Origin of the sequence: Dermabacter vaginalis (assembly GCF_001678905.1) — a bacterium.
Taxonomy (GTDB): domain Bacteria; phylum Actinomycetota; class Actinomycetes; order Actinomycetales; family Dermabacteraceae; genus Dermabacter; species Dermabacter vaginalis.
In genome coordinates, this window is record NZ_CP012117.1 from 1,835,019 (window position 1) to 1,851,219 (window position 16,201).

At 64.0% G+C, this 16,201-nt stretch carries 14 protein-coding genes; 2 read left to right on the forward strand and 12 right to left on the reverse strand.

Annotation, left to right across the window (positions count from 1 at the left end; all coding sequences use genetic code 11):
* Window positions 1–4: 4 nt before the first annotated feature.
* From DAD186_RS08080 to DAD186_RS08095, 4 genes are all read right to left on the reverse strand, one after another.
* Window positions 5–769, reverse strand: coding sequence for an S-layer homology domain-containing protein (locus tag DAD186_RS08080; RefSeq protein ID WP_065248228.1), 765 nt, complete (start codon window positions 767–769; stop codon window positions 5–7).
* Window positions 757–1,656, reverse strand: a complete 900-nt coding sequence (locus DAD186_RS08085; protein WP_065248229.1) for a hypothetical protein — start codon at window positions 1,654–1,656, stop codon at window positions 757–759. Before DAD186_RS08085 ends, DAD186_RS08080 begins: the two co-directional genes overlap by 13 nt.
* A 67-nt stretch (window positions 1,657–1,723) precedes the next feature.
* A complete protein-coding gene (dapB, locus tag DAD186_RS08090; protein WP_065248230.1) occupies window positions 1,724–2,488 on the reverse strand; it encodes a 4-hydroxy-tetrahydrodipicolinate reductase in 765 nt (254 codons plus the stop codon).
* A gap of 31 nt (window positions 2,489–2,519) precedes the next feature.
* Window positions 2,520–3,878: a M16 family metallopeptidase gene (locus DAD186_RS08095; protein WP_065248231.1), complete on the reverse strand. Its 1,359-nt coding sequence runs from the start codon at window positions 3,876–3,878 to the stop codon at window positions 2,520–2,522.
* 94 nt (window positions 3,879–3,972) lie between these two features.
* Between DAD186_RS08095 and DAD186_RS08100 the strand changes: the two genes are divergently transcribed.
* The gene (locus DAD186_RS08100; RefSeq protein WP_065248232.1) at window positions 3,973–4,602 is read left to right on the forward strand and encodes an RDD family protein; all 630 of its coding nucleotides are present in this window, start codon (window positions 3,973–3,975) and stop codon (window positions 4,600–4,602) included.
* An 84-nt stretch (window positions 4,603–4,686) separates the two neighbouring features.
* Here DAD186_RS08100 and DAD186_RS08105 read toward each other — a convergent pair whose 3' ends face one another.
* From DAD186_RS08105 to DAD186_RS08115, 3 genes are all read right to left on the reverse strand, one after another.
* Window positions 4,687–6,924 carry a polyribonucleotide nucleotidyltransferase gene (locus DAD186_RS08105; protein ID WP_065248808.1) on the reverse strand — a complete coding sequence of 746 codons (2,238 nt, stop codon included), beginning with the start codon at window positions 6,922–6,924 and terminating at the stop codon, window positions 4,687–4,689.
* Between the two features lie 191 nt (window positions 6,925–7,115).
* Window positions 7,116–7,385 carry a 30S ribosomal protein S15 gene (gene rpsO, locus DAD186_RS08110; protein WP_016663029.1) on the reverse strand — a complete coding sequence of 90 codons (270 nt, stop codon included), beginning with the start codon at window positions 7,383–7,385 and terminating at the stop codon, window positions 7,116–7,118.
* A 103-nt stretch (window positions 7,386–7,488) separates the two neighbouring features.
* Window positions 7,489–8,496 (reverse strand): bifunctional riboflavin kinase/FAD synthetase, encoded by a 1,008-nt coding sequence (locus DAD186_RS08115; protein WP_335582185.1) that lies wholly within the window; start codon window positions 8,494–8,496, stop codon window positions 7,489–7,491.
* 186 nt (window positions 8,497–8,682) lie between these two features.
* Here DAD186_RS08115 and DAD186_RS08120 point away from each other — a divergent pair, with 186 nt between their 5' ends.
* A complete protein-coding gene (locus DAD186_RS08120; protein WP_065248233.1) occupies window positions 8,683–10,179 on the forward strand; it encodes a L,D-transpeptidase family protein in 1,497 nt (498 codons plus the stop codon).
* Here DAD186_RS08120 and truB read toward each other — a convergent pair.
* The 5 genes from truB to DAD186_RS10675 form a co-directional block, all read right to left on the reverse strand.
* Window positions 10,176–11,159: a tRNA pseudouridine(55) synthase TruB gene (gene truB, locus DAD186_RS08125; protein ID WP_065248234.1), complete on the reverse strand. Its 984-nt coding sequence runs from the start codon at window positions 11,157–11,159 to the stop codon at window positions 10,176–10,178. The genes DAD186_RS08120 and truB overlap by 4 nt on opposite strands.
* Window positions 11,152–11,601, reverse strand: a complete 450-nt coding sequence (gene rbfA / locus DAD186_RS08130) for a 30S ribosome-binding factor RbfA (RefSeq protein ID WP_065248235.1) — start codon at window positions 11,599–11,601, stop codon at window positions 11,152–11,154. Before rbfA ends, truB begins: the two co-directional genes overlap by 8 nt.
* A 34-nt stretch (window positions 11,602–11,635) precedes the next feature.
* Window positions 11,636–12,733 (reverse strand): TRM11 family SAM-dependent methyltransferase, encoded by a 1,098-nt coding sequence (locus tag DAD186_RS08135; protein WP_065248236.1) that lies wholly within the window; start codon window positions 12,731–12,733, stop codon window positions 11,636–11,638.
* A gap of 110 nt (window positions 12,734–12,843) precedes the next feature.
* Window positions 12,844–15,747 (reverse strand): translation initiation factor IF-2, encoded by a 2,904-nt coding sequence (gene infB / locus DAD186_RS08140; protein WP_065248237.1) that lies wholly within the window; start codon window positions 15,745–15,747, stop codon window positions 12,844–12,846.
* Window positions 15,748–15,837: 90 nt separating this feature from the next.
* Window positions 15,838–16,131, reverse strand: a complete 294-nt coding sequence (locus DAD186_RS10675; RefSeq protein WP_257737086.1) for a YlxR family protein — start codon at window positions 16,129–16,131, stop codon at window positions 15,838–15,840.
* Window positions 16,132–16,201 lie beyond the last annotated feature (70 nt).

The window sequence follows — 16,201 nt, forward strand, 5'->3', positions numbered from 1 at the left end:
CCGCCTACCGGGCATCCTCGAAGAGGGCATTCGCACGCCGGAGCATTTCCGCGAACTCCCCTCTCACGAGGGTATCGTCCGGCCGGAATTGAGCGTCGACCACGGGCGAGGAAGCGTCGGACCCGCCCCCACCGGGGGCCTCGCGCTGCACGAGATCCCGCCCGAGAACCCCGGCTGCACGAGCCCACTCGATATCCTTAGACCGCGCGTGGGTCTCGGGTACGTCCACGAAGGAGTCGATCTCGGGTGCGAGCGCTGCGCCTCCCGCCGCGAGGTGTGCGGTAAGCATCCCGCGAAGCAGGCGCGCGAGGAAGGAACATCCCTCGGCACGCGTCACGGGCTCGGTCGGCTGGAACGTCGCGTCGTACTCTCCGAAGAACAGCGCCTGACCGCGCATCCACATGATTTCGCGGTAGCTTCGAGCCGTTTTTTCAATATCGCGGTACGGCTCGAGGTCGAGAGTTTCGCGCTCGGGAGCGCCCGCGAGCCGATAAAGCATGATTGCGGCGTCCTCGCGCGTGACATCGGCTCCTGGAAGGAACGTTCCCTCGCGCGCCGTGTCAAAAAGGTCATTGTCAACGAGCCATTGGATCGCCTCGGCGTATGTCCCCGAGGGGTCGGCGACGATCTCAGCCGCGGGCTTCGTCGCGGTCGCGGGCCGCAGCTTGAGCGCGGCAATCCCCGCGATCCCCACAAGCGAAGCGAGCAGCGCGCGTCGCGTCGTGATGAGACCCGCCGCGTCCGAACGTACCCCCCTCACGCCATCCACTTGAGCTCCTTCATTTTCTCGATGAGCGCCCACGAGACAAGAAGGTTGCCCCACCCGCTCAAATGAATACCGTCGCTCCCCCTGAGCGGAGTCGGGACGATTCCCTGGTCGAGCTCGGTGCGCGTTTCGGTACGGTCCTGGAGCTTGAGCGAGGCAATTGGCTCCGCGCGAAGAGCCTCCTCGCTCGTCAGGAGGGCTTGCACATCCACGAAGCGGGCGCCGTAGGCGGCACGCTGCGCGGCGTTGACCGCATGGATTGCCTTGATTTTCTCGGGTGCATCGAGGTCATTTTTCGTGACCCACTGGCCGAGCACGATCGCGTCCGTTTCCGGGGTGCGTGCCGCGGCAACAAGCCGCTCAACATCGCTCAGAACTCGCTCCCGCTGCACGATGTTGTTCTTGCCCGTCCACACCACGTGGCGCCACGTCTCAGTCGTGGCTTTCCACGACGACGTGAATTCACCCGATGTGGCCGGGCCTCCGTCGGACTCAAAAAACCACTGATTCTCCGGCGTACCGGTAAGCGTTCCGCTCACCCCACTCGACAGCCGCCCGTGGCACGTGAAGGACCACATTCCCGGGACATCCGCGTCCACGCGCACCTTGACGCGTCCGCCGCGGTACCCCTCCGGGATATGCACCATGGGCGTGTCGAGTCCACGAAGAATCGTCGTGTGCCCCGAAAACTGCGCGCCGTACGCGAGATTCGTGACCGGGACGGGGTTCATTGCATTCGCAACTTCCTCGTGGACGTATACCGGTCGAGGCGTGTGCTCGGCACCGAGACCGCCTTCCATCGAACTCGAGCCCCACAGGGCGAGGGGCCGCTCGGGCGCGAGTGCCGCGAACGCGCGCGCAAGGGCATGCGTGGGCGGGTTCTCGGGCATAGGGCAGAGCCTCCTCGGGCAAGCGTGCGGGCGTAAGAGGTGGGCGGCAATTCCGACGCCACCTACCTTACAGCGAAAGGTAGTTCTCTAGCCCCACCGTGAGACCGGGATGAGAAGCTACCTCGCGCACGCCGTGGAGCACGCCGGGCATGAAACTCACGCGATCGAAAGAGTCGTGGCGGATCGTCAGCTGTTCACCAGCATTGCCGAAAAGAATCTCCTCGTGCGCCACGAGGCCGCGCAGGCGCACGGCGTGCACGTGCACGCCATTGATGTCGGCGCCACGCGCACCATGGGGGTCTCGTTCGGTTGCGTCAGGGGCCGGGCCGAGCCCGCCGTCTGTGCGCCCCTCGGCGATCGCACGAGCCGTATGGAGCGCGGTCCCCGACGGCGCATCGAGTTTGTCGGGGTGGTGCAGCTCGATAACCTCGGCACTTTCGTAAAAGCGGGCAGCCGTGCGCGCAAAGCTCATGGCGAGGACCGCCCCGATCGCGAAATTCGGCGCGATGAGCACGCCCGTCTCGGGAGAAGCCTTGAGGGCGGCGCGAACCTCGGCGAGCGCGTCATCGTCCCAACCCGTTGCCCCCACAACCGCGTGGATGCCGTGCTGAACGAGCCACAGCACATTCGCCTTCGTCACGCTCGGAAGCGTGAAGTCCACGGCGACGTCAACGAGGCGTGCGCCGTTCTCGTCGAGCAGCTGATCGAGGGAGTCCTCCGCCGTAATTCCCCGCACGAAGTCGAGATCGGAGGCCGCCTCGAGAGCGCGAACAACCTCGCTTCCCATACGCCCGGCTGAACCAATAACTCCAACGCGAATGCTCATAACCATCCCCTCGTGTGTGTATTCGCGATCAAGTATGTCAGGCGGTGCCGGTACGGCCGACGTCGACGCGCACTCGCAGCGCCGAAGCAACCTCGGAGGCGATCTCACGCACGCTCTCGCGCGTCACACCGTGGAAGGCTTCGAGAGCTTCATCAACCGTTCGATACGAACCGAGAACGAGCTCAGCCGTTGCGAGCCGCGCCATGCGCGACTGCGTGTCCTCGAGGCTGAGCGCCATCGACCCCGAGATGTGCCCGAGCGTCCGCGCAAGCTCTTCTCGTTCAATCCCATCTCTCGCGAGCCTCTGCGTCTCCTCGAGCAAAAGTTTCGCGACCTGCTCAGCGTTCATCGGGCGGCACGCGGCGTAGAGGCCAGCGAGGCCAGCATCGCGATAGGCCGCCGTGAAGCCGTACACCGAATAGGCAAGGCCGCGCTTTTCCCGCACCTCCTGAAAAAGGCGCGAGCTCATTCCTCCACCGAGGATCGCCATGGCGACACTCAAGGAATGCCGCCGCTCGTCCCACGCCGGGATCGCAGGGCCGCCAAGGAAAAGATGCGTTTGCTCCGTCTCGCGCACGAGACGCTTCGTGACCGCACCGGCCTTGAGTGCCTCGACGCCACGATTCTCGCCGCTCGCCGTCGGGTAGGCAAAGCCTTGCTGTGCCCGGCGCGGGCGCGGAGCCTCACCGCTGTTGAGTTTCCAACCACCTTTTGCGAGGTTCTCGAGAAGCATGGCGGCCACCTCGTCGTGATCGACGTCCCCCACTGCCGTAACCACGAGGTTCGCGCCGACGTAATGCGCGCGATAGTGCTCGCGCACGGACTCAACTGAGACATCGTTAATCGTGGCGGGCGTTCCGCCCACTGGCCTCCCGAGCGTCGTGCCCTCACCGAGCACCGAGGCAATGAGAGCCTCATGGCCCACATCGGTGGGATCGTCCTCGGCCATCGCAAGTTCTTCGAGGATCACCTCGCGCTCCGTTGTAAAAGCGTCACTCGCGATCGACGCGCTCGTGACCATGTCCGCGAGGGTCGCCAGGGCCATGGGCAAGTCGACCGAGCGTACACGCGCGTAATAGCACGTGTGCTCCTTCGCGGTCACGGCGTTCGATTCGCCGCCCACCTCGTCAAACGCTCGCGCGATGTCGAGCGCACTCCTCGTGGGCGTGCCTTTAAAGAGGAGATGCTCGAGAAAGTGAGTGGAGCCGGCGTGCTCAGGTTTTTCATCGCGCGAGCCCACGGGGAGCCAGAATCCGACGCTTGCCGAGCGCACACCCGGGTCACGTTCCGTCAGCAAGCGCACGCCCCCGGGAAGAATCGAGCGGCGCGTGAAGGCGCCCTCCTGTTCATGGAGAACCTGATCGAGACCTGCCGTAAGGTCGAGCGAAACTGGCATGGAAAAAGCGTTCCTTCGTCTAGTGGTGTGCATTACTCTAAAGGCGCGTGCACTCCGTTGTCGCGCCGTCGTTGTCCATCTCCCAAGGAGCAGGATGTCGAATCCCACTCCAAGTTTCCAGCCGCAGCAGCCTCACGGTTCTCAGCAGCCCCAGTACGGTCAGGGGCAGCAGGGCACTGCTCAGCAGAGCTTTGGTCAGCAGTCATCCGGTCCGGGAGCCGGAAGCATAGAGATCCCCGGTAAGGGTACCCGCACTCTCGCGAGCGTCGGTCAGCGTGCTCTTGCCCGTATCATCGATGCTCTCATTGCCGGCTTCGCTGGTGGCATCGCCGCTGTCATCCTCGGTGGCATCATCGGTGCCATCGCGTCGGCGAGTGGCGGCTCCGATGCCGGATTCGGGCTGGCCATGATCGTTACCGGGGTCGGAATTCTCTTCATCGCGATCGCCGGTCTCGTCTACGAAACCCTCATGCTCGCACGCTTCGGCGCAACTCTCGGGAAAATGGCCATGAAGATCAAGGTTGTGAGCCTCGAGACAGGTGAGGCACCTCGACTTGTCAACGCAGCTCTCCGCTTCGCGCTCCCCGGCCTCATAGGCATCATTCCCATCGTGGGTGGGCTCGCCGCGCTCGCGTGCTGGCTCTCGCCCCTGTTCGATAGCACGGGCCGTCAGCAGGGCTGGCACGACAAGGTCGCGAAGACCGTCGTTATCGCCAATAGCTAATCTTTTCCTCTCATTCAAAGGGTGGGCGGCCAGGAAATCCTGGCCGCCCACCCTTTGGTCTTGCACGTCCGTTCGCGCTGAGGCTTACTTGGCGTCGCCCTTGGTGTCGCCGGTCTCTTCAGCGTCGTCGTCGTCAGCCGCCACCGCGAGCGAGATCTTGCCGCGCGAGTCGATCTCGCGGATCTCGACCTCGAGCTTCTGGCCGACGCTCACGACGTCCTCGACATTCTCCACGCGCTTGCCGCCGTTGAGCTTACGCAGCTGCGAGACGTGCAGCAGGCCGTCCTTGCCCGGGGTGAGGGAAATGAACGCACCGAAGTCGACGACACGCACGACCGTACCGAGGTAGCGCTCGCCGACCTCGGGAACGAGCGGGTTCGCAATCGCGTTGACGGCCGCACGCGCAGCCTCGGCCGAGGGGCCGTCGGTTGCGCCGATGTACACGGTGCCGTCGTCCTCGATCGTGATGTCCGCTCCGGTGTCGTCCTGGATCTGGTTGATCATCTGTCCCTTCGGGCCGATGACCGCGCCGATCTTGTCCACCGGGATGGTGACGGCGAGAACACGCGGCGCGTTGGGGCTCATCTCGTCAGGCTGGTCGATGGCCTGTTCGAGAACCGAAAGGATGTGCAAGCGAGCTTCGCGAGCCTGCGAGAGGGCGCCTGCGAGGACGGAAGCGGGGATGCCGTCAAGCTTCGTGTCGAGCTGAATAGCCGTCACGAACTCCGACGTGCCTGCGACCTTGAAGTCCATGTCGCCAAAGGCATCCTCGGCACCGAGAATGTCGGTGAGAGCCGCGTACTTCGTCTCGCCGTTCACCGTGTCGGACACGAGACCCATGGCGATACCGGCAACGGGAGCCTTGAGCGGCACACCGGCGTTCAGGAGCGCGAGAGTCGAGGCACACACGGAACCCATCGACGTCGAGCCGTTCGAGCCAAGAGCCTCCGACACCTGACGAATCGCGTAGGGGAATTCCTCACGGCTGGGGAGCACCGGAACGAGAGCGCGCTCGGCGAGCATGCCGTGGCCGATTTCGCGGCGCTTGGGCGAGCCCACGCGGCCCGTTTCACCGGTCGAGTAGGGCGGGAAGTTGTAGTGGTGGATGTAGCGCTTGTGATCGACCGGCGAGAGACCGTCGATCTGCTGCTCCATCTTGAGCATGTTGAGGGTGGTCACGCCGAGAATCTGGGTCTCGCCGCGCTCGAAGATCGCCGAGCCGTGCACGCGCGGGAGCACCTCGACCTCGGCCGAGAGCTGGCGAATATCGCGAAGGCCGCGACCGTCGATGCGCACGCCCTCCGTGAGGATCTTCTCGCGCACGACCTTCTTCGTGAGCGCACGGAAGGCGCCAGTAATTTCCTTCTCGCGCTCGTCGAGCTTCTCCGCGAGCTCCTCCTTGACCTGCGCGAGCAGGGTCTCGGTAGCCTCTTCGCGTTCCTGCTTGCCCGCGATGCTCATAACCTCGCGAAGGCGATCGGTCGCCGCTTCGGCAACGAGATCGTACGCATCGTCCTGGTAGTCGAGGAAGAGCGGGAACTCGCGAACGGGTTTCGCGGCCTTCGCGGCGAGTTCCTTCTGCGCCTCGCACAGCGTGCGGATGTAGACCTTGGCAGCTTCGAGGCCCTGGGCGACGACCTCTTCGGTCGGCGCCACCGCGCCTTGCTCCTTGATAAGCGACCAGGCGTTGTCCGTCGCTTCGGCCTCGACCATCATGATCGCGACGTCGTCTTCAACGATGCGGCCCGCGACAACCATCGAGAACACGGCCTCATCGAGCTGGCTGAAGGTCGGGAAGGCGATCCACTGGCCGCCCTCGGCGCTCGGCATGAGCGCGATGCGCACGCCACCGATGGGGCCGGAGAACGGGAGGCCCGAGATCTGGGTCGATGCCGAAGCACCGTTGATGCCCACGACGTCATACGCGTCGTCAGGGTTCACGGCCATCACCGTGAGAACAACCTGGACCTCGTTACGCAGGCCCTTGACGAACGCCGGGCGCAGCGGGCGGTCGGTGAGGCGGGCTGCGAGGATCGCGTCGGTGCCCGGGCGACCCTCGCGACGGAAGAACGAGCCGGGGATTCGACCCGCGGCGTACATGCGCTCTTCGACGTCAACGGTCAGCGGGAAGAAGTCGAACTGCTCCTTCGGCTGATTGGAGACAGCGGTTGCGCTGAACACCATCGTGTCGTCGTCGAGGTAGACGGCGACGGCACCCGCGGCCTGCTTTGCGAGGCGGCCGGTTTCAAAGCGCACCTCGCGCTTGCCGTAGGAGCCGTTGTCGATCGTGGCGATCGTTGAATGAATGTTGTGGCCTTCCATGGTCACTGTCACTCTCTTTCTGTGGTGAATAAGAGTTGTCTTTGCCGTGGGGCCGGCCATCGCCAGTCGCGCACCCCGCTCACGCGGAAGACGTCACTGCCGAGGACCGATCCCCTCTCATCATTGTCGCAAGGAAAACTCTATGGATGGTAAAACGCCGCCCACCCGACGGGTGAGCGGCGGAACGAAGGTCAGCGGCGCAGGCCGAGACGCTGAATCAGCGAACGGTAACGCTCAATGTCGACCGACTGCAGGTACTGCAGAAGGCGCTTGCGGCGACCAACGAGGAGGAGCAGACCACGACGAGTGTGGTGATCGTGCTTGTGATCCTTGAGGTGCTCGGTGAGGTAGTTGATGCGATGCGACAGAAGCGCAATCTGCACCTCGGGCGAGCCGGTGTCGCCCTCGCTCAGACCGTATTCCTTAATGATCTCCTGCTTGACGGAGGAATCGTAAGCCACTGGCTCTCCAATCACCTTGTTGCACGGCGCACCGGGGCCTGTTCTCCCGAGCACTTAGAATCCGTGGCCGATGTAGCACGGCCTTTCAAGGCTAGCAGCAGCGCTACCAACGCGGGTCGGCATGCGCGGCAAGAGTGCTGCGAGTCACGGCAACGTCGCGACGCATCTGGTCGATGAGGGCGTCGATGCCGTCAAAGGCAAGCGTCGGCCTTAGCCGCTCGACGAACTCCACTTGCACCTGCCGGTCGTAAAGCTCGTACTCATGAGACCCGAGCACGTAGGTTTCCACGATCCGATGCGCGGGCCCTTCCTCAAACGTGGGGTTCGTGCCCACCGAAATGGTGGCGGGAACGCGATCGAGGAAGCGATCGCCATCGAGTACCGAAAAGTAGCCCGCGTATACGCCGTCGATGGGCACGGCGCCGCACGGGTGCGCACTGAAGTTCGCCGTGGGAAAACCGAGCTCGCGACCTCGCTTGAAACCATGACGCACGGTGTCGCGTACCGTGTGCCAGCGGCCAAGCATGCGTGCAGCCTCGGGAGTGTTGCCAGCAAGGAGGCACTCGCGAATGAGAGACGACGAGATGCGCTCCCCCGTCTCCGCGTCTCCCCCGAGATCCGCGCCAAGTTCCTCGACACTGACAACCTCGAAGCCGTATTTCTCGCCGAGATCGACCATCGTTTGAAAATCGCCCTCGTTGCGCCGCCCAAAGCGCGAGTCCCTACCAAGGACGACTGCGCGTGCACCAAGGAGCTCCACGAGATACTCGCGCACGAAGTCCTCAGCGGTGAGCTGCGCGAAGTCGAGCGTGAAATGCACGTCGAGGAGGTCGGCAACGCCCGCCGCACACACGAGAGCATTGCGATCCTCGTAGCCCGTGATGAGCATCGGCTGCTCGCTGCCGGTCATCACATGCCGGGGGTGCGGGTGGAACGTGAGAGCCCGTGGCACAAGGTCGTGAGCATTGGCGTAGGAAATGAGAGAGTCAATCACGCGGCGGTGGCCGCGGTGCACACCATCGAAGTTGCCGATTGTCACGACGCCAGGCGCGAGCTGGCTCGGCACCTCGTTGGGGTCATGCCACACGCGCGAGGGGGTCACTTCGTTCACGGCACGCTTTCGTGGGAGGGATTCGAACACATGCCACCTTAACCGATGACCACCCAGGCACTCGGGGAGACCTCCGGGCAACGTCATCCACGACACACGCCCCGCTGACCGTGACATCTTAAACTTTCCGCGCACGTTCGCTAAAGTGACGGTAAACCCCCACTACGAAGTTTAAGGATCAAGCGCATGTCGAACATCCCCGTGACACACGCCAGCGCCCCCAAGAAGCGCGGCCGCACGCTTCTCCTCCTACTCGTTGCCATTGCTGTCGTGATCGCGCTCGTCGTGACCGGCGGCTCGTTCGCTTACGCCAAACAGTTCGAAGGCAAGGCTCTGCCCGGCACGACCGTGAGCGGAGCCGACGTTTCAGGCAAGACCGCCGAGGAAATCCGCGCCATCGTCGAGAAGGACACGAGCGGCGTGAAGGTCACCGTTGAAGCGGGTGGCGAACACACAACGGTACCGCTCGAAGAAGTGGGCGCTCGCATCGACGTTGACAAGACCGTCGAAAAAGCTCTTTCTCGCGATTCGAGTATCCCTTCGGTTGTGAGCGCAGCGCTGAGCGGCAAGCACGATGTCACCCCCGTTGTCACCGTGGATGAAGAAAAGGCTCGCGCCTACGCCGAGTCGCTCGTCCCTGAAAACGAGGTCGAGCCGGTCGACGCAGAAATCGTGCAAGACGACGACACCAAGGAATTCTCCGTAGTCGAGTCGAAGGCTGGCAAGGGTGTCGACCCCTCTGAGTTCGTCGCAAGCGTGAAGAAGAATGCGCCCGAGCTCAAGGATTTCACCGTGACCCAGAAGTTCACGAGCATCGAGCCTCAGCTCGACACCGCCAAGGCCAATGAGACGATTGAGACTCTCGAGGGCATGCTCAAGAGCTCGATGGTCGTGACCGGCCCGGAAGACAAGACCTTCGAGGTCAAGCGCAAGGACCGCCTAGGTTTCGTGTCGATCACCCCGAACGACAAGGGCGACAACTTCGAGATCAACATCGATCAAGAAAAAGTTGACACGTACGTCGGGAAGATCGCCGGCAAGGTTGCCACGACGAAGAAGGACGGCATCGTCGAGGTCGCCGAGGACGGCTCACGCACCGAGGTCTCCCCCGGCAAGGATGGCGTCAAGGTCACGAACCAGAAGGACATCACCGAAAAGCTGACTCACGCACTTTCCTCGGGTGAGAACCTCGATATCGCCATGACCACCGAGGTCGAGAAGGCCGAGGTCAAGGAAAAGAAGGTCGAGAAGGCGCCCGTGGACCCCGAGAAGGTTCCCAGCGAGCTTCCCTCCTACGCTCCCGCCGAGGCCCACAACGGCGAGAAGTGGATCGATATCAACCTCGCGAACAAAACCGTGACCGCCTACGTGGGCGACAAGGCTGTGTGGGGCCCCGTCTCCGTCGTGGATGGCGGCAAGGGCACCGAAACGCCCACGGGTGAGTACGAGATCTGGCACCGTACCGAGGTGCAGAACATGGGCTGCACGCCGCGGTACGACTACTGCACGAAGGGCGTCAAGTACAACCAGTTCTTCCACAAGGGGTACGCACTCCACTCGGCACCGTGGCGCTCGAGCTTCGGTTACTCCGGCTCACACGGTTGCATCAACATGCGTATGAAGGACGCCAAGTGGCTGTTCGAGTGGGCAAGCCTCGGAACGAAGGTCGTCTCGCACCGCTAACTACGGGGAACCGGCGCGCTTGAGAAGCGCGGAATAACGCTCGCGCTCTTGAGCAGCCCCCTCTTGGGGGCTGGTTCGACGATTGCCACGAGCTCACCCGTGGGCGGCACGATGGCAGCGGCAGGGAAGGCTTCGGGGTCAGACGCTTGAGACGCCTCAATCCACTGCCCGTGTCTGAGCGCTGTTGCTTCGCTCTCGCTTACGGCGTGAAGCGGCAAGAATGAGAGGGCGGCCTTGCCAAGCGGAGTGAGTGTGAGCGCCGCCGAAGGGTCCTCCGCGGCACGCGGCGCGTCTCGCTCGGGGATGAGCTGTGCCGCCTCAACGGTGAATCCGCCAACGCGCGTGCGCCTGAGCGCTGTGAGATGGCCGCCCACGCCGAGAGCTGCACCGAGGTCGCGTGCGAGAGCACGTATGTAGGTTCCCGAACTGCAGTCCACAACGCAGTCGACGTCGAGAAATCCTTCCGTCATGCGAGCCTCACGAATCTCGAAACGGTCCACCCGAATCGGGCGCGCGGCGAGCTCAACGCTCTCTCCCCCGCGTACGCGAGCGTACGAGCGTACACCGTTGACCTTAATCGCGCTCACGGCGCTCGGAACCTGCGCGATATCTCCCGTGAGGTCGGCAATAGCGTTCTCGAGCGACGCGTACTCATCGAGGATTGCGCGCAGCTTGTTCTCCGGGGCTGCCTGCCCCACCTGTTCGCCCTCGGCATCGTCCGTCACTGTCGCGTGGCCGAGGCGGATCGTCGCTTCGTAGGTTTTGTCGAGCCCCACGGCGTAGGTCAGAAGCTTCGTGCCGTACCCCACGCCGAGGAGAAGCAGCCCCGTCGCGGCGGGGTCAAGCGTTCCCGCGTGACCCACCTTGCGCGTGTTGAGGTGATAGCGCACTCGGGCGACCAAGTCGTGGCTCGTAAGGCCCGCGGGCTTGTCGAGGAGAAGGAAGCCGTGAGGCCCCTCCCCCGCGTGTTTCTTACTCATCGGCCTCGTCGTCTTCGAGGTGCTCACCGGGGACACGGTAGGGATCAGCTTCGCCCGCGAACTGCTTACCGGCGCGTTCGCGTTCGAGCTCGGTGTCTCGGTGCCGCGCCTCCACGAGGAGGTCTTCGATCGTTTTCGACGTCTCGGGGATCGTGTCTTCAAAAAACTCAAGCGACGGGGTGAGACGTGCGGTGATGCCGCGGCCCACGGCGCTGCGCAGCATGCCCTTCGCCGCCTTGAGCGCGGCAGCGGTCCCGGCGCGCTCTTCATTGCTTCCGTACACGGTATAGAAGATCGAGGCGTGCTGGCCATCGCCCGTGAGGCGGACGTCGGTGACTGTCACGAACCCGAGACGCGGGTCCTTGACTTTTTCGTCGAGCGTACGGGCCACGATTTTCTTGATCTGATCGGCGAGGCGCCGCACGCGAGGGTTGTCGTTCATGGTGTCTCCTTGAGTGAAGTGAAGGTCGGGGTGCTTACGCCTTGCGGGCAAGCGCGATATCACGGTCGATTGAGGCATCGACCCGGTGCCTGAAGTTCATGCCCTCGCCTCGAAGCTCGAACCCGTGCTCCTCGACAATAGCGTGCACGTCATCGGCGGGGGTCGTGTGGCGATTGTAGGCGAGCGCCACGGCGCCGCCCCGCGCAAGCACGCGCGACCATGCGGGAAGGGCCTTCCGCAAAAATTCAAGCGGGGAACGGCGAAGATTCGCACCGACCTTGGAGCCGTGCTGCACGCCGTAGGGAAGGTCCGCGACGATCACGTCGGCGCTTCGAGCCTTGAGGAACGCGTCAAGGCCCGTGGAATCTGCCGTGTAAAGCTCGAGGCTTTGCCCCCTCCCCGCGCGTTGCTCACTTTTTGAACGCGAGAGTTCGGCGTGGAAATGCTTGCCGAGCGCCTTCTTACTGATCGTGAGCTTCGTGTCCGAGGTCGTGTGCTTGAGCCTGTTCTCGCGCATCCACGACTTAAGGAACGCGCGGTAGAGCTCGGCGTCTTTCTTGTCGAGATCGACGCCCACGGGGCTAAGCCCCCACATGAGGGCCTGGTTGAGGGTTGTGCCTCGACCCGCAACGGGATCAAGCACCCGCAACGTCCCCTCGCGCAGTGCCTCGGCCTTTCCCGCGGCGTGGGCGGCAAGGTGAAGAAGAAGCGCCGTGAACTGTTCGTTCGTTTTTCCCTGATATTTGAGCGTCGAAAGCAGAGTGCTCGGGTAAAGATCCACGTTGGGAAGAGGAATCGGCTGGAGCAGGGGAAGCGTCGGACTCTCATCCACGTAACTGCGCTCCGCGTTTGGGGCGGGCATGCGCCCCACCTCCTCAAATGCCGCGTACACGTGCGGGCTATACGCCAGCGAGGAGGTCAGCGCACGCTGATTCTCCGGACTCTCCCATGCCTCGTCGTCGATCTCGAGAGCGAGAAAATCGAGGTTCGCGTCGCGCACCTCGCTCGTCTCGACGAGGGCACCCGGCGCGCTCTCTGCCAACACAAACTCAAGCTCAGCTGCCGCGAGACGCGGCGCCGCCAACCCATACACCCGGTTTGCGCTCGGGGCGATGAGGATGTTGACGCGCATGTTCTCTCCGTTCGTTTCTTTATGCCACCGGGAGTATGCCTCGGGCGGCGAAACGGGCGGCGCCTCGGCCTGAACCGAAGCGCCGCCCGCGCACTGTCACCGAAAGGTGATTAGTCCTTCTTCTTTTCGCGCGGCTTCTCGACCATCTCGTAGGTCGTAATGAGGTCACCCTCCTGCACATCGTTAAAGCTGCCCAGGTTGATACCGCATTCGTAACCTTCGCGAACCTCGGTCACGTCGTCCTTGAAGCGACGCAGACCGGCGATCTCGAGATTCTCCGTGATGACGACGCCCTTGCGCGTGATGCGAGCTTTCGCACCGCGGTTGATGGTGCCGGACATGACGAGCGAACCCGCGATGTTGCCGAACTTCGAGGAACGGAAGATCTCGCGGATCTCGGCGCTGCCCGTGTCCTTCTCTTCGTACTCGGGCTTGAGCATGCCGAGAAGAGCGTTCTCGATGTCTTCGATCGCGCGATAGATCACCGAGTAGTACTTGATCTCCACGCCTTCACGCTCGGCGTACTCCGCGTTCTGCCCCTCGGCACGAACGTTGAAGCCGAGGATCACGGCATCCGACGCGACAGCGAGGTTGATGTTGTTCATCGTGATCGCACCAACGCCGCGATCGATGATGCGCAACTGCACATCCTCGCCCACATCGATACCGAGCAGTGCCTCTTCGAGTGCTTCGACAGAACCGGAGGCATCGCCCTTGAGGATGAGGTTGAGAGTTTCGACCTTGCCCTCTTCCATCGCGGCTTTGATGTCCTCGAGGCTCATACGCTTACGGCGCTTCGAGAGCTGTGCGGCGCGCTGGGCGGCCTCGCGCTTCTCGGCGATCTGGCGCGCCATGCGCTCGTCCGCGGCAACGATGAACGAGTCACCTGCGCCGGGGACAGAGCTCAAACCGAGAACCTGGACGGGGCGCGACGGGCCTGCTTCTTCAAGCTGGTTGCCGTTCTCATCGATCATGGCGCGCACGCGGCCATGGCCGATACCACACACGATCGCATCGCCCACGCGGAGCGTTCCCTGCTCCACGAGCACGGTCGCGACGGGACCGCGCCCGCGGTCGAGGCTCGCCTCGATCGCCACGCCGCGAGCATCCTTGTCCGGATTGGCCTTGAGTTCAAGGGCGGCATCTGCGGTCAGCAGAACCGCCTCGAGGAGGTCATCGATGTGGAGGTTCTCGCGCGCCGAAACGTCAACGAACATCGTGTCGCCGCCGTACTCTTCAGCCACGAGGTTGTACTCGGTGAGCTGGGCGCGGATCTTGTCGGGGTTCGCGCCCTCCTTATCGATCTTGTTGACGGCCACGACGATCGGGACATCGGCCGCCTGCGCATGGTTGAGCGCCTCGATCGTCTGCGGCATCACGCCGTCGTCAGCAGCCACCACAAGAATCGCGATGTCCGTGACCTTCGCACCACGGGCACGCATAGCGGTAAACGCCTCGTGACCCGGGGTATCGATGAACGTGATGGGACGCGTCTCGCCCTCGTGCTCCACCTGCACCTGATAGGCACCGATGTGCTGGGTAATGCCACCGGCCTCACCCTGGCCCACGTTGGCACGACGAATCGCGTCAAGAAGGCGGGTCTTACCGTGGTCAACGTGACCCATGACCGTGACGACCGGCGAGCGGGGCTCGAGGTCCTCTTCGGTTTCTTCGGCAAGTTCGCCTTCGAGGTCGATATCGAACTGCTCGAGAAGTTCGCGCTCCTCGTCCTCGGGCGACACAATCTGGATCTTGTAGCCGAGCTCCTCGCCGAGAAGCTGGAACGTGTCCTCATCGAGCGACTGGGTCGCGGTCGCCATCTCACCCATCGCAAACAGCACGGTGATGAGCGAGGCGGGATTGACGTCAATGCGCTCCGCAAAGTCGGTCAGGGTGGCACCGCGGCGAAGGCGGATAACGGTATTGCCGTCGCCGCGCGGGATCTGCACGCCGCCCGGAGCGGGAGCCTGCATCTGCTCGAATTCCTGACGTTTCGCGCGCTTCGACTTACGGCTCTTTGCGGGCTTGCCGCCGCGACCGAAGGCACCCTGGGTGCCGCCACGACGACCACCGCGACCGCCACCACCGGGGCGACCACCGGGACGACCCGGGCCACCACCGGGGCCGCCACCTGGGCCACCGAAACCGCCGCGACCACGACCACCACGGCCGCCGCGACCACCGTTGCCGCCCGCCGGGCGACCCTGGTTCTCGGCCTGCGGCGAATGCGCGGGCATCATGTTCGGGTTGGGGCGGGGTCCGCGGTTTGACGGACGCGCATTGCCGCGACCTTCACGCGAGGGGCGCGAATCGTTATCGCGGCGTTGCGGGCGCGGACCGCCCTGTGACTCGCCGCCTGGGCGAGGGCCGGGGCGACCGCCGGGACGCGGCATGCCCTGGGAGGAGGCAAACGGGTTGTTGCCGGGACGGCCGCCGGAGCGACCACCCGGGCGCGGCATCCCCTGCGACGACGCAAACGGATTGTTGCCAGGGCGCGCGCCGCCCGGACGCGGGCCGGGGCGCGAAGCGCCAGGCTTGGGCACGGACTGACCGGGCTTCGGCGCACGTGAGGGTTCGCCCTTCGGCTCACCGGACGGCTTAGGAGCGCCCGGCTTCGGGGCATTCACGCGCGCACCGGGCTTCGGCGCGGCACCTGGCTTTGCGGCGGGGGCATCGTCGCTCGACTTCGGCTTCGGTGCCGGGGTTTCGGCCTTAGCCTTCGGGGTCGGTTTCGCCTCGCCCTTCTCGGGCGCCTCGGCGTTTGCCTCAGCGGGCTTCTTGGGGGCCGGCTTGCGCGGCGTAGGCTTCTTGGCGGCGCTCTTGGTTGCCGACGCCTCCTCGCCCTTCTTCTTTCCCGCGTTCGGGAACGCGGCACGCACGCGGCGAGCCACGGGGGCCTCGATCGTCGAGGACGCACTGGTCACGAATTCGCCCATGTCCTTGAGCTTCGCGAGGACTTCTTTACTTGGCATTCCCAGCTCTTTGGCGAGCTCGTGGACGCGAAGTTTAGCCACAATTCTCCTGTCTCGGCCGCGCCGAGCAGGCGCGGTCCACTAGTTCCTGAAGGTGCTCATTTTCGAGTACTCATCGGATGTCCATTGGTGTTATCCCGCTTCCAAATGTGGTTCGGCACCCCAGTTGGGGTGAGTCATCGCTTCACATGCCCTCTCGAGAGTTCCCTCCTTCGCGAGAGCCGCAACGTCGACCGGCGCCCGAAAAGAACGCTGGAAGCCGCCGCGCGTGAGAGCGAAAGCAATGCATGCGCGGTCCGGATGAACCCAAGCTCCGCGCCCGTGGGCACTTCCGCTCGGGTCAACAACGAGGGTCAGGGATGCTCCCCCGCCCTCACGGACCACGCGGATCATGGTGTGGCGATCACCGGATTTCCGGCATCCCACGCACGTACGCGAGGGACGATGCGCCGCATGCGAGCGCCTCGGCGAGTGCGAACTCGACGGGGAAGGACTC